Source organism: Gordonia crocea, from assembly GCF_009932435.1.
Taxonomy (GTDB): domain Bacteria; phylum Actinomycetota; class Actinomycetes; order Mycobacteriales; family Mycobacteriaceae; genus Gordonia; species Gordonia crocea.
This window is the reverse complement of sequence record NZ_BJOU01000001.1, coordinates 260,924-280,772: the sequence shown is the minus strand read 5'-3', so window position 1 is coordinate 280,772 and position 19,849 is coordinate 260,924. Positions and strand designations below refer to the sequence as shown.

Annotated in this window: 18 protein-coding genes and 2 tRNA genes; 8 read left to right on the top strand and 12 right to left on the bottom strand. The window is 66.0% G+C overall.

What is annotated here, in order from left to right; all coding sequences use genetic code 11:
- Nucleotide 1 precedes the first annotated feature (1 nt).
- A complete protein-coding gene (gene pknB, locus nbrcactino_RS01290; RefSeq protein WP_161925722.1) occupies nt 2-1,897 on the top strand; it encodes a Stk1 family PASTA domain-containing Ser/Thr kinase in 1,896 nt (631 codons plus the stop codon).
- Here the strand turns inward: pknB and nbrcactino_RS01285 are convergent.
- On the bottom strand, nt 1,894-2,553 hold the full coding sequence (locus tag nbrcactino_RS01285) for an aminodeoxychorismate/anthranilate synthase component II (RefSeq protein WP_161925721.1): 660 nt from the start codon (nt 2,551-2,553) through the stop codon (nt 1,894-1,896). The two genes, pknB and nbrcactino_RS01285, sit on opposite strands and share 4 nt — an antisense overlap.
- A 38-nt stretch (nt 2,554-2,591) precedes the next feature.
- On the opposite strand from nbrcactino_RS01285, the gene crgA reads away from it, so the two are divergent.
- Both crgA and nbrcactino_RS01275 read left to right on the top strand, forming a co-directional pair.
- Nucleotides 2,592-2,882 carry a cell division protein CrgA gene (gene crgA / locus nbrcactino_RS01280; protein ID WP_161925720.1) on the top strand — a complete coding sequence of 97 codons (291 nt, stop codon included), beginning with the start codon at nt 2,592-2,594 and terminating at the stop codon, nt 2,880-2,882.
- Between the two features lie 108 nt (nt 2,883-2,990).
- Nucleotides 2,991-3,464, top strand: a complete 474-nt coding sequence (locus tag nbrcactino_RS01275; protein WP_161925719.1) for a PH domain-containing protein — start codon at nt 2,991-2,993, stop codon at nt 3,462-3,464.
- A 641-nt stretch (nt 3,465-4,105) separates the two neighbouring features.
- On the opposite strand, the gene nbrcactino_RS01270 is transcribed toward nbrcactino_RS01275, so the two are convergent.
- Both nbrcactino_RS01270 and nbrcactino_RS01265 read right to left on the bottom strand, forming a co-directional pair.
- On the bottom strand, nt 4,106-4,783 hold the full coding sequence (locus nbrcactino_RS01270; protein ID WP_228460608.1) for a rhomboid family intramembrane serine protease: 678 nt from the start codon (nt 4,781-4,783) through the stop codon (nt 4,106-4,108).
- Between the two features lie 53 nt (nt 4,784-4,836).
- Entirely contained in the window at nt 4,837-5,352 is a 516-nt protein-coding gene (locus nbrcactino_RS01265) for a peptidylprolyl isomerase (protein ID WP_371864449.1), read from the bottom strand.
- A 99-nt stretch (nt 5,353-5,451) separates the two neighbouring features.
- Here nbrcactino_RS01265 and nbrcactino_RS01260 point away from each other — a divergent pair, with 99 nt between their 5' ends.
- Entirely contained in the window at nt 5,452-5,595 is a 144-nt protein-coding gene (locus nbrcactino_RS01260) for a hypothetical protein (protein WP_161925717.1), read from the top strand.
- A 288-nt stretch (nt 5,596-5,883) separates the two neighbouring features.
- Nucleotides 5,884-6,402 (top strand): DUF4190 domain-containing protein, encoded by a 519-nt coding sequence (locus tag nbrcactino_RS18315; RefSeq protein WP_161925716.1) that lies wholly within the window; start codon nt 5,884-5,886, stop codon nt 6,400-6,402.
- 10 nt (nt 6,403-6,412) lie between these two features.
- On the opposite strand, the gene nbrcactino_RS01250 is transcribed toward nbrcactino_RS18315, so the two are convergent.
- Nucleotides 6,413-8,203: a CocE/NonD family hydrolase gene (locus tag nbrcactino_RS01250; protein WP_228460607.1), complete on the bottom strand. Its 1,791-nt coding sequence runs from the start codon at nt 8,201-8,203 to the stop codon at nt 6,413-6,415.
- A gap of 63 nt (nt 8,204-8,266) precedes the next feature.
- Here nbrcactino_RS01250 and nbrcactino_RS01245 point away from each other — a divergent pair, with 63 nt between their 5' ends.
- Nucleotides 8,267-9,040 (top strand): enoyl-CoA hydratase, encoded by a 774-nt coding sequence (locus nbrcactino_RS01245; RefSeq protein WP_161925715.1) that lies wholly within the window; start codon nt 8,267-8,269, stop codon nt 9,038-9,040.
- 83 nt (nt 9,041-9,123) lie between these two features.
- On the opposite strand, the gene nbrcactino_RS01240 is transcribed toward nbrcactino_RS01245, so the two are convergent.
- The 3 genes from nbrcactino_RS01240 to nbrcactino_RS01230 all read right to left on the bottom strand — a co-directional run bounded on the left by nbrcactino_RS01240 (nt 9,124) and on the right by nbrcactino_RS01230 (nt 9,957).
- Nucleotides 9,124-9,199: transfer RNA gene (locus tag nbrcactino_RS01240), tRNA-Ala, on the bottom strand.
- A gap of 44 nt (nt 9,200-9,243) precedes the next feature.
- Nucleotides 9,244-9,320, bottom strand: a tRNA-Ile gene (locus nbrcactino_RS01235).
- Nucleotides 9,321-9,384: 64 nt separating this feature from the next.
- A complete protein-coding gene (locus nbrcactino_RS01230) occupies nt 9,385-9,957 on the bottom strand; it encodes a TetR/AcrR family transcriptional regulator (protein ID WP_161925714.1) in 573 nt (190 codons plus the stop codon).
- A gap of 78 nt (nt 9,958-10,035) precedes the next feature.
- Between nbrcactino_RS01230 and nbrcactino_RS01225 the strand changes: the two genes are divergently transcribed.
- Together nbrcactino_RS01225 and nbrcactino_RS01220 are read left to right on the top strand one after the other, a co-directional pair.
- The gene (locus nbrcactino_RS01225; protein WP_161925713.1) at nt 10,036-10,611 is read left to right on the top strand and encodes a dihydrofolate reductase family protein; all 576 of its coding nucleotides are present in this window, start codon (nt 10,036-10,038) and stop codon (nt 10,609-10,611) included.
- Nucleotides 10,612-10,758: 147 nt separating this feature from the next.
- Complete coding sequence (locus nbrcactino_RS01220; RefSeq protein WP_161925712.1) at nt 10,759-12,123, top strand: HNH endonuclease signature motif containing protein; 1,365 nt, start codon at nt 10,759-10,761, stop codon at nt 12,121-12,123.
- Nucleotides 12,124-12,319: 196 nt separating this feature from the next.
- Here the strand turns inward: nbrcactino_RS01220 and nbrcactino_RS01215 are convergent, their stop codons facing one another.
- From nbrcactino_RS01215 to recF, 5 genes are all read right to left on the bottom strand, one after another.
- Entirely contained in the window at nt 12,320-13,243 is a 924-nt protein-coding gene (locus nbrcactino_RS01215) for a DUF3566 domain-containing protein (RefSeq protein WP_228460606.1), read from the bottom strand.
- A gap of 16 nt (nt 13,244-13,259) precedes the next feature.
- Nucleotides 13,260-15,749, bottom strand: coding sequence for a DNA gyrase subunit A (gene gyrA / locus nbrcactino_RS01210; protein WP_161925710.1), 2,490 nt, complete (start codon nt 15,747-15,749; stop codon nt 13,260-13,262).
- 80 nt (nt 15,750-15,829) lie between these two features.
- Entirely contained in the window at nt 15,830-17,872 is a 2,043-nt protein-coding gene (gene gyrB, locus nbrcactino_RS01205; RefSeq protein WP_161925709.1) for a DNA topoisomerase (ATP-hydrolyzing) subunit B, read from the bottom strand.
- 224 nt (nt 17,873-18,096) lie between these two features.
- Nucleotides 18,097-18,645, bottom strand: a complete 549-nt coding sequence (locus nbrcactino_RS01200; RefSeq protein ID WP_161925708.1) for a DciA family protein — start codon at nt 18,643-18,645, stop codon at nt 18,097-18,099.
- Nucleotides 18,638-19,846 carry a DNA replication/repair protein RecF gene (gene recF / locus nbrcactino_RS01195; RefSeq protein ID WP_161925707.1) on the bottom strand — a complete coding sequence of 403 codons (1,209 nt, stop codon included), beginning with the start codon at nt 19,844-19,846 and terminating at the stop codon, nt 18,638-18,640. Before recF ends, nbrcactino_RS01200 begins: the two co-directional genes overlap by 8 nt.
- Between the last annotated feature and the right edge of the window lie 3 nt (nt 19,847-19,849).

Below are 19,849 nucleotides of genomic sequence, written 5' to 3'. Positions count from 1 at the left end.
AATGACGTCGACCCCCCACCACCTCTCGGACCGTTACCAGCTCGGCGAAACACTCGGCTTCGGCGGCATGTCCGAAGTGCACTTCGCCCGGGACCTCCTGTTGAACCGGGACGTCGCCATCAAGGTGCTGCGCGCGGATCTGGCCCGCGACCCGAGTTTCTATCTGCGTTTCCGCCGCGAGGCGCAGAATGCGGCCAAGCTGAACCATCCGACGATCGTCCAGGTCTTCGACACCGGGGAAGCCCAGACCGAGGACGGGCCGCTTCCGTTCATCGTCATGGAGTACGTCGAGGGCGAAACGCTTCGCGACATCCTCCGCGCCGACGGCCCGCTGGCGCCGCGGCAGGCCCTGACCTGGATGGCCGACGTGGCGGCGGCGATGGACTTCTCCCACCGCGCCGGCATCGTGCACCGGGATATGAAGCCGGCCAACGTCATGATCGACCGCACCGGTGCGGTCAAGGTCATGGACTTCGGCATTGCGCGCGCGATGAACGACACGTCGGCGACGATGACGCAGACCTCCGCGGTGATGGGCACCGCCCAGTACCTGTCCCCGGAGCAGGCCCGCGGTCTGAAGGTCGATCCGCGCAGCGACATCTATTCGATGGGCTGTGTGCTTTTCGAGCTGCTCACCGGTGAGCCGCCGTTCACCGGGGACTCCCCGGTGGCCGTGGCCCACCAACACGTCCACGAGGACCCGCCACTGCCGTCGGATGTGCGCCCCGACATTCCACCCGAGCTCGACTCGGTCATCCTCAAGGCGATCAGCAAGAACCCGGCGAACCGCTACCAGACCGCCGCGGAGTTCCGCGCCGACCTCATCCGGGTGCTGTCGGGTCAACGCCCGGCGGCGCCGATGATCATGTCCGAGGCGGAACGGACCGATCTGATCGACAGCGGGCCGCGCCAACTGGTGCGCCCGACTCCCGGCGGCCGACGCGACCGGGATGCCGGCGGCGAACGCCAGGTGTACCGACAGCGGCGGCTGCGTGCCGCGGCCATCATCGCTGCCGTGGTGATCCTGCTCGGGGGCCTCATCGTGTGGGCGCCGTGGTCGGGTCCGGCGCGCCAGGTCACCGTACCCACCATCACCGGCATGTCCGGTGACCAGGCCGAACAGCTGCTGACCCAAATCGGATTCCGGGTCAAGAAGATGGAAGAGGCCAGCCTCGACATCCCCGCCGGCAATGCCACACGGTCGACCCCGGGCGGGGATGTGCGCGCCGCGGAGGGCTCTGAGGTGACGCTGTACGTGTCGACCGGGCCGCAGCGCAACAAGGTTCCCGACGTCCGGGGTAAATCCAAGGAGGATGCCGTCAAGGCGCTCAACCTCCTCGGCTTCACCACCGTCAAGACCGACAAGGTGAACTCGCCGAAGGATCTGCTCGACAAGGCGGTGAACACCACCCCGCCGGCGGGCGCGGAGACCCCGGTGAACTCGGTCATCGTCGTGCACATCGGTGAGGGCCCGAAGGAAGTCACGATCCCCGAGCTCGTCGGTGAGACCGAGGACCGGGCGCGTGCCATCCTCAAGCAACTCGGGCTGAAGATGACCGTCGTCCTCGGGGATTCGGAGCTGCCGCGCGGCGAGGTCGTCACCACGGACCCGGGCCCGGGCGCCACCATCACCGACGATCAGACCGTGACGGTCACGATTTCCCGCGGCAACATGTTCATCGTGCCCAACCTGCTCGGCAAGACCCCCGGCCAGGCTCGGGCGGCGCTCGCCGCCGCCGGATGGCGGGCCTCGACGCTGACCCAGTCGAAGCGCGGACTGCCACTCGGACATCGCAGCAACGGACGTGTCGTCGGCCAAGACCCGCCGGCCGGTTCGGCCATCCGCAAGGACGACGGCGTCAGTATCGTCGTCGGCGAAAGCCGACTGATCGGTTAGTCCAGGGCCGCCGCGAGTTGTGCTTCGAGCCGGTCGACGAGCGCTTCGTCGACCGCGATCCCGCAGACCGCCAACCAGTTCGCGAGCATGCGATGCCCACCCTCGGTGAGGACGCTCTCCGGGTGGAACTGCACGCCGTGGATCGGCAGGTCCGTGTGCAGCATCGCCATGACGATGCCGCTCTCCGTGCGGCCGGTGACGTGCAGCTCGTCGGGGATGGTCTCCGGGAGCACGGTCAACGAGTGGTAGCGCGTGGCGGTGAACGGGTTGGGCAGCCCCGCCAACACGCCTTGGCCGTCGTGGCGGACGGTTGAGGTCTTGCCGTGCAGCAACTCGGGAGCCCGGTCGACGGTCGCGCCAAATACCGCGCCGATCGCCTGGTGGCCCAGGCACACGCCCAGCACCGGCGTCCGCGTCGTGGTGGCGGCCCGCACGACGTCCATCGTGGCGCCCGCCCGCTCCGGGGTACCCGGCCCCGGGCTCAGCAGCACGCCGGCGAATTCGGTGATCGTCTCGGTCAGCGGACGCTCGGTGAGGCGGGGATCATCGTTGCGCCAGACCTCGACCGACACGCCCAGCTGCCCCAAGTATTGGACGAGGTTGTAGACGAAGCTGTCGTAGTTGTCGACCACGAGGATCCGGTTTTCCTGACTCACGTGGACAGGCTACCGCCCGGTCGTGGGATAGTTGACGTATGCCCAAGTCAAAAGTCCGTAAGAAGACCGACTACACGATCTCCAGCGCGAGCCGGACTCCGGTCAAGGTCAAGGCCGGGCCGTCGGGTTTGATCTACCAGAGCGTGATGTTCGGGTTGATGCTGCTCGGCCTCGTCTGGCTGATCGTGTACTACCTCGCCGCCCAGACCGGTCTGTACAGCAATGACGGCCAGTTCCTGAAGTGGATGGCCGACCTCGGCGCCTGGAACTTCCTCATCGGCTTTGCCCTGATGGTGGCCGGTCTGTTGATGACCATGCGCTGGCGCTAGCGGCGCACCACCACCCCCTCGCGGGTTATCCACACTGTGGAAATTACATGTGTGTAATTCATCCACACTGTGGGTAACCCCTGTGGACAAGTATTCGTAGGAGCGTCGATGCAGGCATCTTGGTCAACCCCGGCCGGATTCGGCTATGCGCTGTTGGCGGGTGCGGTGGCCCTCGTCGTCGGTGCCTGGGCGGTGCACCTCGACCCGGTCGGGCTGGTGCTGATCGTGATCGCCGCGGCCGGCCTGGTCTTCTTCGGCGTGTCGGCCCTTCGGCTGCGCCCCCGCTTGGCGGTGCACGACAATCTGTTGACCGTGCGGACCCTCACCGGCCAACAGTCGTATCCGCCCGAGGACGTGCACCGAATCCGGGTGCTGTCGATGCGCCACATCGGTCGCCGAACGGCCCAGTTGGAATTGGATCTGGCCACCGAAGAGTCACGCGGTACCGAGTCCGGGCGGCGGGGACTGCCGCCGGACAATTCACGGTTGGTGGTGTTTGGACGCTGGGACCTGGGCGCTGATCCCCACGCCGTCGCCGATGTGCTCGCGCAGGCCGGCTTCCCCGTCGAAACGGGTCAGTAGCAGTACCGCCATTCCCAACGGCCAGTCTTCTCGTTGTAGAAGCGCGACTTGGACTTTGCTTTTCGGGACTTGTCCTCCGGGCCCCACGTGCATGCGGCCAGCCGACGGCTGCGCCGAAGCGGTATGTAGAACATATCGCGCATCTCCCTTTCGTTTCGGTACTGGCCGTGCTCGCGTGCACCATCGGTGCCGGGTCAGCCCGGCACCGGTTCTCTACACCAAAATGTAGGCCACAACCTTCCGCACGCACTGGCCTATTCCTGTCAGCTTGCTGGGAATCTGGGACATGAAGAAACCCGACCGCGGTCGCGATCGGGTTCTTCTCAGCCTGTTGGTTCAGACCGGCTCAGTACCAGCCCCAGTAGTAGCGGCGGTAGCGCGGGTCCCAGTAACGGCGACGACGACGGGGGCGCGGGCCGCGGCCCCAATCGTCGCGTCCACGTCCGGGGGGGCCGCCATGTCCACCGTGTCCACCAGGGCCACCGCGTCCGCCGCGGTGATGGTCTGCAAAGCGCATCGGGGTTGTTCCTTTCGTAAGGATCAGCGGTGGCGGAGGGGGACCGCCCGCCTGATCCCGTTGAACGTAGCGCCCTCAACCCGACTATGACGTATCCGACACCTGGGAGGTTCCTGTGAACTGGCTAACGGAGGGCGGGAGCGGCGATCCCCAGCGCGACGGCGACGACCAGGGCAACGACCAGTGCCGCCCACGCGGTACCGGTCGCCCGCTTGCGCAGCGGAACGGTCGGCGTCTGCCGGCCGATGACGAGGTCGGGAATGTACAGGGCCAACGCGGTCGCCAGCGCCCCGAACACGAGGCCGCCGACGTGACCGACCAGTGAGATGCCCGGAACGGTGATCGACAGCAGCAGGTTGATCGCGATGATCGCGATCACCTGGCCGGCGGGCGCCTTGAGTTTGAGCACGATGACGAGCATCGCGCCCATCAACCCGTAGATCGCACCGGAGGCGCCCGCGGTCGCGGTGTTGTCGCCCGCGAAGATCGCCACCGCCGCACTGCCGCCGAAGAGGGAGATCAGGTAGATGAGCAGGAAGCGGCCGGTGCCCAGGATGGGCTCGAGCATGGTTCCCAGGATGTACAGCGAGATCATGTTGACCCCGATGTGGATCGGGGACAGGTGCAAGAAACCCGATGTCAGCAGACGCCAATACTCGTGATCGGCAATATCACCCGGGGTCAGCGTCGAATAGTTGAAGACTGAGGAATCGACGAATCCGTAGAAGTCGCCGGTTCGGGCCTGCGCGACGCAGATCGCGTAGACCGCGACATTGATAGCGACCAGCGCGTAAGTGGCCAACGGCCGGGTCCGCATCGCCGCGGAACCCGGCCGTTGAGTCGGAGTGCTGATGACTAGTCCTGCAACTCGACCGATTCGATGACCACCTCGTCGACCGGGCGGTCACCGGGGCCGGTCGCCGTCGTCGCAATGGCGTCGACGATCTTGCGGGACTCCTCGTCGAGCACCTCGCCGAAGATGGTGTGGCGCCGGTTCAGGTGCGGCGTCGGGCCGACGGTGATGAAGAACTGGGAACCGTTGGTTCCGGGACCGGCGTTCGCCATGGCGAGCAGGTAAGGCCGGTCGAAGGAGAGCTCCGGGTGGAACTCGTCCTCGAACTTGTAACCGGGGCCGCCGCGGCCGGTGCCCGTCGGGTCACCGCCCTGGATCATGAAGCCGTCGATGACTCGGTGGAACACCGAGCCATCGTAGAACGGTCCGGAGTCACCACCCTGAGCGTTCGAAGTGCTGTACTCCTTGGATCCGTCGGCCAGCCCGGTGAAGTTGGCCACGGTCTTCGGTGCGTGGTTCGGGAACAACGTCACGGTGATGTCGCCGCGATTGGTGTGGATGATTGCTGTATTCGTCACCCCGCCATCCAATCATTTCCCCGGCGCTCGGGGGCGGGGTGGCCCGAATCGGCGGGTCGCCGGTTTGGTCGTGACTCCGGAGTTTGGCAGGCTGTAGCCATGGGTTTGCGAACTGTAGCCATCGCGCTGGCCGCGGCATTTGCCGCGGCGGTCGCCGTGACCGTCCTGCGGCGCCGACTCGACGCCTCCGGGCGCGACCCGATCGCCCCCGCGCCGCCGCGCGTGACTGACTTCACGCGCTGAGAAGCCAACTACGGGTAGTTTTGGCGCATGAGTTCAGATGAGCGCACCGGCGGTTCGGCGGGCGGAAGCCCCCTGGACCGTCGTCCCGCGCCGTCACCGATGACCCGTCAACCGATCCCGCCTCCGTCGGGGTCGGGCACTCGCGGCCGATCGTGGACGCCCGCGCCTCCTCCGCCGGCTCGGCGGCGGCCCCCGGTTCCGTCGAACCGGCCCACCCAACCCTCTGGTCCCCAATCGTCTGGGCCCCAATCGCAGCCGCCGCGCCCGAACGCCTCCCAGCCGACGACGGTGATCCCACCCGTCGGCAAGCCGTCGGCCACACCTGCCCAGCAGGGCCCTCGTCCCCCGGCAGGCCACCCGCGGCCGCCCGCCACCCCGCCGGCATCGACCAATCAGCCGCCGAAGGCGCCGCCCGCCCCACGCCCGGTTCCCCAACCGGCACCCGCTCCCACACCCCGGCCCGCCTCGGCTGCCGCGAATACCCCGGCCAAGCCCACTGCTCCGGCCAAGCCCGCAACGCCTCATGGCTCATCGTCGGGGACCGCGTCGGCCAAGCCGCATGCGCTGCCCGCCAAGCCGGAGCCGCAACTGAACAAGAACGCCATTCCGGCGTTGCTGTGTTCCTTCTTCGGTATCTCCGCCCCGTTCGGGGTCTATCTCGGCCGCAAGGCCCGTCGCGAGATCGCCCAGACCGGTGAGACCGGCGATCCGTACGCGGTCGCGGCCCTCATCATCGGGTGGGCCTATCTGACCGCTCTGGGGCTCGGGTTGGCGACCTACCTGATCTTCGTCCTCGGCGGGCGCTGACTCCGACGCGCTATCGGCGGGGCACCGGGTATCGGTACCACCGCAAATGACCCTCGAGACTGGTGTTCGAGGTACCTGTCGTCCGCGTGCCGGACACCACCGGCGCCAACGGGAGCAGAGCCTCACCGCCGACGACGTTTACCGTCACCGCATTCGGCGGTACCGCGTAGTAGTCCCATCGGCCACGGTTGGAGTCGGTGACCCGGATCGCCAGCCGGTGCCCGGGTGCAACGACCCAGTCGGTCGCGAAAAGCCGGAATGAGGTCGTCTTCGGCCCCAGCATTGAGACGTTCTGGGAGATCAAGATGGCCTGGCCCGACGGCGCGACGTCATACAGGTCCACCGCCACCGGCGTGGTTCCCGGATTGTGGCCGCCGGCCAACCGTGTCCGCAGGGTGATACGCGGTGCGCCGCTGATCCTGATCGCCGCGGCCTCGGGGGGGAGCAACGTCCACACGCCGTTCGCCGCGTCGTCGAACGTGCGCTGCAGGACGCCAAAGGATGCGGCAGCGCCGTCGATCTGTGTCGAGGCCCAACGATTGCGGAACGGCACCTTGGTGGCGACCTGCTGTCCGTTGAACCGGTACGCACCTGTGGTCAGGGCGACTCGGCGAACCGACGACCGCAGCGGCCACTGGTTCTGGACGCGCCACGATCCGGTGTTGTCCTGAACGTAAAACCCGGTGGGACGCGGGCCTTCGCCCTTGAGGTAGTGACCGTAAAACGCGGCGACCTGGTCCAGATAGTCGGTTCGCCCGGTCGACGAGCGGTCGGTCGCGTGGCCCATCATCGCGCTCCGGTCGGTGTCGTTGCCACGGACGTGGTCCCACATCCCCAACCACCCGGTAACCGGTCCGGACACGTTGCGCAACAGGTCAACCAGACCGTCGGCCGGCGTGTTCTGATCGATGAATCCCTGCGAGAGGAACAGCGGCACCGTCGAGCCGCGGAGCCTGCCGAGGACCCGACGCGAGACCCAATAGGGGTCGTTGACACCGGCACTCTGCGTCGCCACGAGCGCCGCCGGTACGCATCCGGGATTGATGACGTTGGCAGCCGAGCGGGTCAGGTAGTCCTGGAACTGGCGGCTGGACACATCGACGTTCGACGGCGGCGGGTTCATCGAGGTATAGACCAGCGACAGCGGTGTTCCCACGCGGGTGGTGCGGGGAACGCCGTTGCCGTACAGGTACCGGTACCAGTCATAGACCGGTTCTTGGGCGACCACCGCGGCCAATCCGGGGATTCGCTCCCCCGCCGCCATCAGGCCGGTCACGCCGTCATAGGACTTCCCGTACAGGCCCACTTTCCCCGACGACCAGGATTGGCTGGCCGCCCACCGAACAATCCGACGGATGTCGCTGCGGTCGGCGGGACCGCTGTTGTCGGGGCACCCGCTGCTGTTGGCGAAACCGCGCAGGTCGGCGAACACCACCGCGTAGCCGCGCTCCAGCAGACGCGCGCCCTTGACCAGGTCGTCGTACCGCTGCGCGGGCACCCGCTCGGCCAGCCGCTGACGTGACGCGCGCAGGTGCTGGAAGTACGGACCCACCGCCAAGACGACCGGCACCTTGCCGGACCGCTCGCGCGGCACGAGTACGTCGGCGTAGATCTGCGCTCCACCGGCCACCGGGATATAGGCGCCGTACCAGTTGGCGTGGGGAACCCGGCCCAAGAACTCTGCCTGCGGAGCGGCATTGGCCGGTACTGTCACGAGCGTGACGCCGAGAATGGCGGCAACGCCGACGACCAAGGCCATCGGCAGCGACGCCCGTCGGCGCCCACGCTGAGGGACGTACACAATATTCAGGATATCGGTGTGAACCTGGCAACTTCCTGTTAGGTCCCTTGAAGGGTGTTCACTATGGCGAACGAACTCGAAGTCACCCGCGATGCCGCGACTGCGATCATCACGCTGAATCGACCTGAGTCGCGGAACGCCTTGACGGCGGGATTGATTGCCGGACTCCAACAGGCGATCGCCGACGCGGGTGCCGACGACACGGTTGCCGCGGTCATCCTGACCGGTACCGACCCGGCGTTCTGTGCGGGCATCGACCTCAAGGCGATGGCCGACGGCGGTGATTGGGCGGGGTTAGCGTTCGAGAACACGCCGACCGGCCATCCGTGGGCTCCCATCGACAAGCCGATCATCGGAGCGATCAACGGGCCCGCCGTGACCGGTGGGCTCGAACTCGCCCTGGCCTGCGACATTCTGGTGGCGTCCGAGCGGGCGGTCTTCGCCGATACCCACGCTCGGGTCGGCGTCATGCCGCTGTGGGGTCTGAGCGCACGGCTTCCCGAGATGGTCGGGTTCGGGTTTGCCAAGCGGATGTCCTTGAGTGGAATGTTCGTCGACGCCGAGTCCGCTTTGGCGCACGGCCTGGTCACCGAAGTGGTCGCTCATGACGACTTGCTGCCGCTGGCCACACGGATCGCCTCCGACATCGCCGCGAACAACCGGGCGGCGGTGACCGCCCTACTCGGCTCCTACCAACGGATCCGCGACGATCATCTAACGCCGCAATTGCAGACCGAGGCCGACACCGCCCAGGCGTGGATGAGCACCGGTGGGGTGGACCGAGTCGGCGCCAGTGCGGAATCGGTGATCGAGCAGGGCCGCTCGCAGCTGTCCTGACGCACCGAGCCCGCGACGCATGAGTTTCTGGTGCTCTCCCCGCTGGCCGGCCGGTGGCTGTACCCGGAGGAGTGAAGAATTTCTGGTGGAGCCTAGGAGATTCGAACTCCTGACATCCGCCTTGCAAAGGCGGCGCTCTACCAACTGAGCTAAGGCCCCGTTTGCCATTCACGAGGTCGCCTCGCGTCCGGCAAGTGTGGGTTTGGTGGGCCTAGGAGGACTTGAACCTCCGACCTCTTCGTTATCAGCGAAGCGCTCTAACCGCCTGAGCTATAGGCCCGTGAACCGAGATCAGACCTTACCGTATCTGCAGCTACCGATACAAAACGGATCGGGCTTGCCGCTCACTCCCGGGGTAGCAGGGCTTCCACCAGGCGCTCGACGAAAACGGTCGTGGGTGTCTCACCAAGCAGTGGTGAGGTGAGCTGGTCGAGGACCAAACCGTCTATCGCGTGGTGGAACAGCGCGATCTCCGTCGCGCGCCCCGGGAATCCGGCAGCGATGTTGAACCCCACGTCGGCTTCAAACCCCTCTCGCTGCCACCTGCTGATCGCCTCGGCAACCTCTGGCCGGCGGGTGCTCTCCAGCCTCAGTTCGAACAGGGCCAGGGTGACATGGGGCTCAGCGAGGAGACGGTCGACGATGTTCTGCAGATACTCGGTGAAGAGCTCGCGCGTCGGGGGCTTGTTGGCGCGAGACGCCAAGAATTCCTCGGTCGGGGCGATCCGCTGGCCGATGCGTTCCACCAATCCACCGACCAGCGCAGCGCGGTCGCGGAAGTAGTTCGACGTGGTGCCGAGGGGAACGCCGGCCATCCGATCCACCGCGCGGTGAGTCAACCCCCTACTGCCCTCGGTTGCGAGAATCGTCAGCCCGGCGTCGGCCAGTTCTGCCCGCCGTTCATCGTTGCGCGCCACGAAAACACGATAGACGAAACCACTACTTCCGTCGTAGTCTTATCCAACCACTACAGTTGCCGTGATTGGAGACGATACATGTCTGAGCTCATCTACCTTGTGGCCGTTTCACTCGACGGATTCATCGCCGGCCCCGATCATCAATTCTCCGAGTTCGCGACCGAGGGAGACCACATGGACGATCTCTTCGAGCGCTACCCGGATGCACTACCCACCCAGCTCGCCGCGCACCTGGGCCTCGACCAAGCCGCGGGTCGCTTCAGTGCGGTCGTCATGGGTGCGCAGACCTACGCCATGGGGCTGCCCGAAACGACCAGCCCCTATCCGCATCTGGACCAATTTGTGTTCAGCCACCGCGACCATGCCCCCGCTGAGAACGTGACATTCACCGACGAGGAACCGAGCGACGTGGTTCGCCGACTCAAGTCAAAGGACGTTGGCGACGTATGGCTCTGTGGTGGATCAAACCTCGCCGGACAACTGGCGGACGAGATCGACCGGGTGATCGTGAAACGCCACCCCGTGGTGTTCGGGGCCGGCAGGCCACTGTTCGCGGGCGAGTACCGCCCAATCCGATTCGAGCGGCTCGCCACGCGGTCGTTCACCAGTTCGGTGGAGGTGACCGAGTTCGTCCCCGTCGGGCCGCGGCGCTGATCCTTACCGCAGAAACTGCAGGTCACAGCGCTGTGGCCTGCTTGTCCGACCTCCGTTGTAGATTCGGTGTATAGATAGAAGCAGAACAGCACACAGTTTCTAACCGAGTCCGCACACGATGATGCGAACCCGGGCATGGGGGGTCTCATGAACCACGACGAACTCGCCGCATTCGTCACCGAACTGGCCGACGATTTGGCACCGACGGCGGTCGAATCCGGTACCGGTGTGGGTGCCTTGATGGCCTCGGCCGAAGCCATCGCCGACGACAAGGCTCTGTTGGGGGTGATGGTCACCGCGGTGCGGATGGGCAACATCGCCTCGTATCTGTTGGCCGCGGCGACCGCTCGCGCCGAGGCCGTCGGTATCCCGGTTCGGCACCGGTTGAAGAACGGGCGGGACTTGTTGCGGGAGTTGCCGTTGGCGCCGGCCACCGTCAACCGGGTGGCCCGGTTGGCGCAGCACTTGGATGATCTGCCGAACCTGGTGCGCGAGGTCCGCGACGGCGACCTCACCGTTGACCATGCCGATGCGGTGATCCGCGGTCTCGACCACATCGCCACCCGCATGGGGGCTGATGGATTCACCGAGGTGCGCGACAAGACCGCATCAACCTTGTTGGCGCATGCCCGGATCGATCAACCCGCCCAAGTCATGGAAATGGCGCGCGAACTCGGCCACGAGTTGGCACCCCTGGATCCGCCATCCACCCCGCCGGCGGACAACCCGTCGTTGAACCAAGCATCGATCACCCGGACCGACGAGGGGCGTGTGACCCTGGAAGCTGATCTGGATCAGCTGTCCGGGGAGAAACTCCACACCGCGCTGGATGCGCTCGCGAAGCCGATCCCAGCGCCTGATGGCTCCCCGGATCCGCGTCCCAGGGCCCAACGCACCGCCGATGCCCTGGTCAGCGTGATCACCGCATACCTGGCATCACGGAATCGTCCGACCGTCGGCGGGGTCGTCCCGCACATCACCATGACCGTGCCCTTGCCTGTCCTGGTCGGTAGCGGTGGTGAAGGAGATTCGCGGGTCGCGCGGTTGGGATTCACCGGCTCGGTCTCAGCCGAGACCGCACGTGAGATCGCCTGCGGCAGCACCGAAGTCACCGCGTTGATCACCGCGGACTCGGTGCCGTTGGACGCCAAACGTACCCAACGCTTCGTCACCGGCACCCTGCGCAAAGCACTCGAAGCCCGCGACGGTGGCTGCCAATTCCCCGGCTGTGGCAGACCACCAGCCTGGTGCCCGGGCGCCGGGAGCGCCAGCGAGCGGGCCCAATCCAAGCAAGGTCACCATATTCAGCACTGGGCCGACGGCGGCGAGACGAACCTCAAGAACACGGTGCTGCTGTGCAGCATGCATCACCACACCTATGTCCACGGCAAAGGCTGGAACATCCAGATCGGGATCGACGGCCACCCCTGGTTCCAACCACCCGAAGGAGGTGAACCGATCCGCTGCCACAACCGACGCACCCTCACCCTCGCCAACCACGCCGCGGCTTAAACCCGGCCCGATGAGACGGCCTCCAAGGGCCGCGCACGTACCTTGAGAACTCCATAGCGAAAAGCGGCCCCGGTCGGGGCCGGTCCACTACGCCAGCACAACGCACGCCAGGACAACGCCGGCGCACGAACGGCCCCGACCACCTCCCGGGAGGAACCTGTGGCCTGACCGCCTGACTACCGAACCCGCCTGACTATTAGTCCAGATCGGCGAGCGTGACTTCGACGCCTCCGATGAAGTCGGCGCAAAGGTTGTAGACGAATGCCCCGACTGTCGCGAGCGCCGTAAGGAGGATCGCGTCGACGATTCCGAGCAGGAATGCCCAGCCGAAGACCGTTCCTGCGCCGATCGCGTCGCTTGCGCCACCTCCATCGGTGGTCAATGTTCCGACCGACGAGTTGACCTGCGACCAGATCCCCATCCCGTCAAGGATGAGGTAGAGGATGGCCACCGCGATCATCCAGATGAAGAAGCCGATCACAGACAGAATCGCGGAAATCTTCAGTGTCGACCACGGATCGATCCGACGGATCTGCACGGTGGCCCGCAACGCGCGCGAGCCGCCGGCCGAGCCGACGTGGGTGGGTGCGGAACGCTGACCCTGCGGTACTCCGCGACCCGCAGCACCCACCGGCGCAGCGTGGATCTCGTCCAAATTCGGCAGATCCTTCGCCTTGAGCTGGGACCGCCCGATACTGCGGGTCGGTGATTCGACGAACCCATCCTGGGCCTCGGGCGAGTCAGTCGACGACGCCCCGGGCTCGTCGATCTTGGGCTCGTCGATCTTGGGTGCGGCGGTACCGGTGATGATCGGCTTCTTCTTCTTCGACGAAGGGCCGGGCGGCGGTGGCACCGCACCACTGGTCTCGGGAGCCAACTCGTCGGCACGCTGCCACGGCGGCTTCACCCCGGGCTTATCGGCTGGACCGGAGTCGCCGGCCGCGGCCGAAGTCCCGGACCCAGCACCGTTCCCACCTGCATCGTCGGTCGCAGAACCCTGCTCGGCCGTCTTGGCCAAATCAGCAGCCTTCTGCGCGGCCTCCGAAGCAGTTGCCTGCTCGGTCGTCTCGGCCTTCGACTTCTCGCCGTCGTCCTTCGGATCGGGTCCTGAGGTCGTCACGTGGCGACTCCTAGCTCTAGTCCGTCGAGTCCTCGTCGGGCTCATCAGCATTTCGGGCGATCGCCAACAGCGTAGTGCCTTCATCAAGGTTCATCAGACGAACACCCTTGGTCTGGCGGCCGGCCTTGCGGACCTCCTTGGCCCGTGTCCGGATGACCCCGCCCGACGACGTGATCGCGTAAACCTCGCTGTCGAGATTGACTCGGATCGCTCCAATCAGAGTGCCACGGCGCTTGTCGTACTGAATGGTCAACACGCCCTTGCCGCCTCGACCCTGAACCGGGTACTCCTCCATCGGCGTCCGCTTGGCGTAGCCACCGTTGGTCGCGACCAGCAGGTAATCCTCCTCGTCGACGACCACCATCGACAGCAACTCGTCGCCCTCGTTGAAGCGCATGCCCTGCACGCCAGAGGTTTGGCGACCCATCGGGCGCAGCGCATCGTCGGTCGCGGAGAACCGGATCGACTGACCCTGTGCGGAGACCAACAGGAGGTCATCGTCGGCGCTGCACAGCCGCGCGGCAACCAATTCGTCCTCGCCACGCAGGTTGATCGCGGCGATTCCGCCAGAGCGGTTGGAGTCGAAGTCCTCGAGCCGCGACTTCTTCACCAGGCCGTTGCGCGTGGCGAGCACCAGGTACGGCGCGTCTTGGTACGACTTGATTTGGATGACCTGGGCGATCCGCTCCTCCGGCTGGAAGGCGAGAAGGTTCGCCACGTGCTGACCGCGGGCAGTACGGGCTGCCTCCGGCAGTTCGTAAGCCTTGGCCCGGTAGACGCGGCCCTTCGTCGTGAAGAAGAGGATCCAGTCGTGGGTCGAGCTGACGAAGAAGTGGGCGACGATGTCATCCTGCTTGAGCCCGGCACCCTGGACCCCCTTGCCGCCACGCTTTTGGCTGCGGTAGAGATCGGCCTTGGTCCGCTTGGCGTACCCGGTCTCGGTGATGGTGACGACGACGTCTTCCCGGGCGATGAGATCCTCGTCGGCGACATCTCCCTCGGCCGCCACGATCTGCGTCCGACGCTCGTCGCCGTATTTGTTGACGATCTCGGTGAGTTCGTCGCGCACGATCGCACGCTGCCGTTCCGGCTTCTCGAGAATGTCCTTGAGGTCGGCGATGACGCGCTCGATCTCGGCCAATTCGTCGATGATCTTCTGCCGCTCGAGGGCAGACAGGCGGCGCAGCTGCATCGCGAGGATGGCGTCGGCCTGGATCTCATCGATGTCGAGAAGTTCCATCAACCCGTTGCGGGCCTGTTCGGTGTTGGCTGATGCACGGATCAGCGCGATGACCTCGTCGAGCGCGTCGAGGGCCTTCACCAAACCGCGCAAGATGTGTGCGCGCTCCTCGGCCTTGCGCAACCGGTACCGGGTGCGGCGCACGATCACGTCGATCTGATGGGCGACATATAGGCGGATCATCTGGTCGAGCCGCAGGGTGCGCGGCACCCCGTCGACGATCGACAGCATGTTGGCGCCGAAACTCGTCTGCAGCTGGCTGTGCTTGTACAGGTTGTTGAGCACGACCTTCGCGACGCCGTCGCGGCGCAGCGTCACGACGATGCGCATGCCGACGCGGTCCGACGACTGATCCTCGATCCGGCTGATGCCCTTGAGCTTGCCCTCGTTGACCTGCTCGGCAATCGACTGGATCAGGTTGTCCGGGTTGACCTGGTACGGAAGCTCGGTGATCACCAGGGTCGTGGTGCCCTTGTGCTCCTCGATGTCGACGACACCGCGCATCCGGATCGACCCGCGCCCGGTGGTGTATGCGTCACGGATGCCTTGGCCGCCGACGATGAGCCCGGCCGTCGGGAAGTCCGGTCCTTTAACCGCGTCCATGCACGCAGCCAGCATCGTCTCGTCATCGGCCTTGGGGTTCTCCAACGCCCAGAAGACGGCATTGGCAACCTCGTTCAGGTTGTGCGGCGGGATATTGGTCGCCATGCCGACGGCGATACCGCCGGACCCGTTGATCAGCAGGTTCGGAATGCGCGCCGGCAGAACCGTCGGCTCCTCGGTCTTGCCGTCGTAGTTGGGGACGAAGTCGACGGTGTCCTCGTCGATGTCGCGAAGCATCTCCATCGCCAACGGGGTCAGACGCGCTTCGGTGTAACGCATGGCCGCCGGACCGTCGTTTCCGCGCGAGCCGAAGTTGCCCTGGCCGTCGATCAGCGGGTACCGCATGGACCACGGCTGGGCGAGGCGGACGAGTGCGTCGTAGATTGCGCTGTCACCGTGCGGGTGATAGTTACCCATCGTCTCGGCGACCGGCTTGGCCGACTTCACGTAGGGGCGGTCGGGGCGGTAGCCGGCGTCGTTCGTCGCGTACAGCAGACGCCGGTGCACCGGCTTGAGACCATCGCGGACCTCGGGCAGCGCGCGCCCGACGATCACGCTCATCGCATAGTCGATGTAGCTGTTCTGCATCTCCTGCTGGATGTCGACAGGAAGGATGCGGTCGTGGCCGTCGTCGTCGGTGGGCGGCAGCGTGGTGTCAGTCATGGGGTCCTCTTCAGTGCTGGTGTCTGTTCGGGACAGTCACCAAAGTTGGTGCAGTGCAACGAGTTTGGTGTCATCGGCGATCAGACATCGAGGAACCGGACGTCCTTCGCGTTACGCGCGATGAATCCACGGCGGGCCGCAACATCCTCACCCATGAGGATGGAGAACAGCTCGTCCGCGGCGGCGGCGTCATCGAGGGTGACCTGCTTCAGGACCCGGATGGACGGATCCATCGTGGTCTCCCACAGCTCGCTGGCATTCATCTCGCCCAGACCCTTGTATCGCTGGATGCCGTCATCGGTGTTGATCTTCTTGCCCGCCGCGCGGCCGTCTTCGAGCAACCGGTCGCGGTCGCGGTCGGTGTAGGCGTACTCCGGTTCGGCGCCCTTCTGCCACTTCAACTTGTAGAGCGGCGGCTGCGCCAGGTAGACGTGCCCGTTCTCGATCAACGGCCGCATGAATCGGAACAGCAGCGTCAACAGCAGGGTCGCGATGTGCTGGCCGTCGACGTCGGCATCGGCCATCAGCACGATCTTGTGGTACCGGAGCTTGGCGATGTCGAACTCGTCGTGAATACCGGTGCCGAAGGCGGTGATGATCGACTGGACCTCAGCGTTCTTGAGGACGCGGTCGATACGCGCCTTCTCGACATTGATGATCTTGCCGCGGATCGGCAGGATCGCCTGGTACATCGAGTCGCGCCCGGACTTGGCCGAACCACCGGCCGAGTCGCCCTCGACGATGTAGACCTCGCACTTGGTCGGGTCGTTGCTGCGGCAGTCGGCGAGCTTGCCGGGGAGACCGCCGATGTCGGTTGCCGTCTTACGGCGGACCAGTTCGCGGGCCTTGCGGGCGGCGATGCGGGCCTGGGCCGAGTCGACGGCCTTGCGGATAATGGTCTTCGCCTCGGCGGGGTTGGCCTCGAACCAGTGGCCGAGGTGCTCGTTACACGCCTTCTGGACGAAGCTCTTGACCTCGGTGTTGCCCAGCTTCGTCTTGGTCTGACCCTCGAACTGCGGGTCGGCGACCTTGACCGAGATGACGGCGGCGAGACCCTCGCGGATATCGTCACCGGTCAGCTTCCCGTCCTTCTCCTTGATCAGCTTCTTGTCTGCGGCGTACTTGTTCACCGTCGACGTCAGCGCCGCGCGGAAACCCTCTTCGTGGGTACCGCCCTCATGCGTGTTGATGGTGTTGGCAAAGGTGTGGACCGACTCGGCGTAGCCGGTGTTCCACTGCATCGCGATCTCGACCTCGTGGCCCTCGCCCTTGGCGGAGAAGCCGATCACCGACGAATGGATCGGGGTCTTCGTCCGGTTGAGGTGCTTGATGTAGTCGACCAACCCGTCCGGGTAGTGGTAGGTCCGGGTGCGGACGACCGCCGCCTGCTCGGCCTTCTCCTCGGCCGATTTCACCGACTCGGCCTTATCGGTGCCGTCTCCGTCGAGCTCGGCCTCGGCGATCGCCTCGTCGTCGGAGATCCGGTTGTCGGTCAGCGTGATGGTGAGGCCCTTGTTGAGGAAGGCCATCTCCTGCAGGCGCCGGGCCACGGTTTCCGCACTGAACGTGGTGGTCTCGAAGATGTCCGGGTCAGCCCAGAACCGCACCGTGGTCCCGGTGTTCGATGACGCGTCGCCCTTGCGCAGCGGTCCCGGCTCGGCGCGGGTGTAGTCCTGCGCCCACACGTAGCCGTCACGCTGGATCTCCAACTCGACGCGCGTCGACAGGGCGTTGACCACGGACACACCGACACCGTGCAAACCACCGGACACCGCGTAGGAGTCCGAGTCGAACTTTCCGCCCGCGTGCAGCTGGGTCATGATGACCTCGACGGCCGGCACTCCGGTTGCGTGCATGGCCACCGGCATACCGCGCCCGTCGTCGACGACCTCGACGCCGCCGTTCGCCAACAGGGTGACGTCGACGCGGGTCGCGTGTCCGGCCATCGCCTCGTCGACCGAGTTGTCCACGACCTCCCAGATGAGGTGGTGCAACCCGCGCTCGCCGGTCGAACCGATGTACATACCCGGCCGCTTGCGGACGGCCTCCAGGCCTTCAAGGATGCTGATCGAATCTGCGCCGTACTCGCCGCTCTTATTCGTCGACTTCTTCTTCTCAGCCACGCGCTTGCACCGCTCCCTTGACAGGTAATTCGCTAAAATTGCGCCCGGTTGGCGCTTCCGCCCCCGGCAGCCCGATTCCGGGCACGAAGACCATCCTACTGGGTGACTCACTCTAGAGTGGGGATGGCAGGCCGCTAGATCGCTCTCAGATCGATTATTTCGGCGAAATTGTCCCCGGGTTGTAGGAATCGGCGGTTATTCGCCGCTGCGGTCACTCACCGCCTCTACCCGTAGGTGTCGCGCGGACCCCGCCCGGGAACATGCCGGGGCCCCTTGCGCCATGACGGCGCCTGGGGGCCGGTGATCTTGAGTTGCGTCACCACACCGTTGCCGACGCGGGCGGCGATCCTCGCCAGAATCTGGCTCTGGACGTATCTCAGCTGCGTGGCCCAGGCGGTGGACTCGGCCGACACGTAGAGGATGCCGTCCTCCAGCCGCGTCGGTTGGGCGTGGGCACAGATGTCCTCGCCGACGATGCCGTCCCAGGAGCTCATCACCGTTGCCGCCCCCATCCGGGACTGCCACCCGGGGGCCTGCGCCAGCCGCCCGACGAGATTGCCCAGCAACTGGGGATCGCGGTGATCCGGTCCGGAGCCCGACCAGCGGCGTCGCGATTTGTTCCGCGGTCCGTCGATGACCGGTCGCGACGCCGGTGTGCGGCGGGACCGGGACTTCGCGCGGGCGTCCTCGAGCGCCTTCTTCGCGAGCTCATATCCGCTGAGCTCGCCCGCCCCTTGGGCCGACTCGGTCTCGCTCGATTCGGGATCAGTCATCGTCGTCGATTCTACTGTCGTCACTGACATGAGACCGGCGGCGAATCTCGCCATCGTCATCGGTCTCGGTCTCCATCTGCACCGCCAACCGCCGACCGCGTACGCCAACCGGAAGGTCCTCTGGAACGGCGGCAGTCACCAACAGCTGTTCAGCACCGTCGGTGTAGGCGGCCAGGTGTTCGCGCCGTTTCGCGTCGAGCTCGGCGAACACGTCGTCGAGCATGATGACGGGCTCAATCCCATCGGCGCGGATCAACTCGACCGTGGCCAACCGCAGGGCGAGGGCCAACGACCACGATTCGCCGTGACTCGCGTATCCCTTGGCCGGCTGTGCGTCCAGGGTGATGTCGAGGTCGTCGCGATGCGGACCGACCAGGCAGACGCCCCGGTCGATCTCCTTCTGCCGTGCCTGTGCCAGGGCTTCGAGCAGTTGCGCTTCGATGTCCTCCACCGGGCGCGCCGCGCCGTCGGCCTCGGCGACCCCGGGTCCGATGGCACTGCGGTAAGCGATGGTCGCCGGCCGCGAGTGCGGCGCGATCGAGGCATAGGCCGCCTCGAAATGCGGGGCCGCCGCGACGACGGTGGTGATCCGGTGGGCCGTCACCTGGGCCCCGAAGGCCGCGAGCTGGGAATCCCACACGTCCAAGGTGCTCATCACCGATTCGGCATCCGGGCCGCCGCGTCGCAACGCGGCGCCGGCCGTCTTGAGCAGCGCGGCGCGCTGCCGCAGCACGCGGTCATAGTCGGCCTTGGCCGCGACCGCTACGGGCCCCAGCCCGGTGACCAGTTCGTCGACGAATCGTCGGCGGTCAGCCGGTTCCCCCCGAACCAGGAGAAGATCCTCCGGCGCGAACATCACCGACCGCAGGACGCCCACGACTTCCCGGTGGCGCCGCACCGACCGACCATTGAGGGCGACCCGGTTCGCCCCGCTGCGCACCACATTCAGGTCGACGGTCAGTTCGCGCCCTTCGTTGCGGACCGTCGCCGTGACCTGTGCGGATTCGGCACCGTCGGCAACGATGACCGCATCCGAACTGATCCGGTGCGACCGCAGATTGGTCACGTAATAGAGGGCTTCGAGCACATTGGTCTTGCCAAACCCGTTGCGCCCCACCAAAATCGCCGGTTCCGCCGCGAACTCCAGGTCGAGCTCGCGCCATGACCGGAAGTCCCGCAGCGAAAGGTGGCGGACGAACACCGA

Bases quoted from the DNA above. Each gene is read 5' to 3' on its own strand.
- pknB (WP_161925722.1), top strand. From the start codon at position 2: ATGACGTCGACCCCCCACCACCTCTCGGACCGTTACCAGCTCGGCGAA.
- nbrcactino_RS01225 (WP_161925713.1), top strand. From the start codon at position 10,036: ATGTCTGAGCTCATCTACCTTGTGGCCGTTTCACTCGACGGATTCATC.
- gyrA (WP_161925710.1), bottom strand. From the start codon at position 15,749: ATGACTGACACCACGCTGCCGCCCACCGACGACGACGGCCACGACCGC.
- nbrcactino_RS01220 (WP_161925712.1), top strand. From the start codon at position 10,759: ATGAACCACGACGAACTCGCCGCATTCGTCACCGAACTGGCCGACGAT.
- crgA (WP_161925720.1), top strand. From the start codon at position 2,592: ATGCCCAAGTCAAAAGTCCGTAAGAAGACCGACTACACGATCTCCAGC.
- nbrcactino_RS01275 (WP_161925719.1), top strand. From the start codon at position 2,991: ATGCAGGCATCTTGGTCAACCCCGGCCGGATTCGGCTATGCGCTGTTG.
- nbrcactino_RS01260 (WP_161925717.1), top strand. From the start codon at position 5,452: ATGGGTTTGCGAACTGTAGCCATCGCGCTGGCCGCGGCATTTGCCGCG.
- nbrcactino_RS01245 (WP_161925715.1), top strand. From the start codon at position 8,267: ATGGCGAACGAACTCGAAGTCACCCGCGATGCCGCGACTGCGATCATC.
- nbrcactino_RS01200 (WP_161925708.1), bottom strand. From the start codon at position 18,645: ATGACTGATCCCGAATCGAGCGAGACCGAGTCGGCCCAAGGGGCGGGC.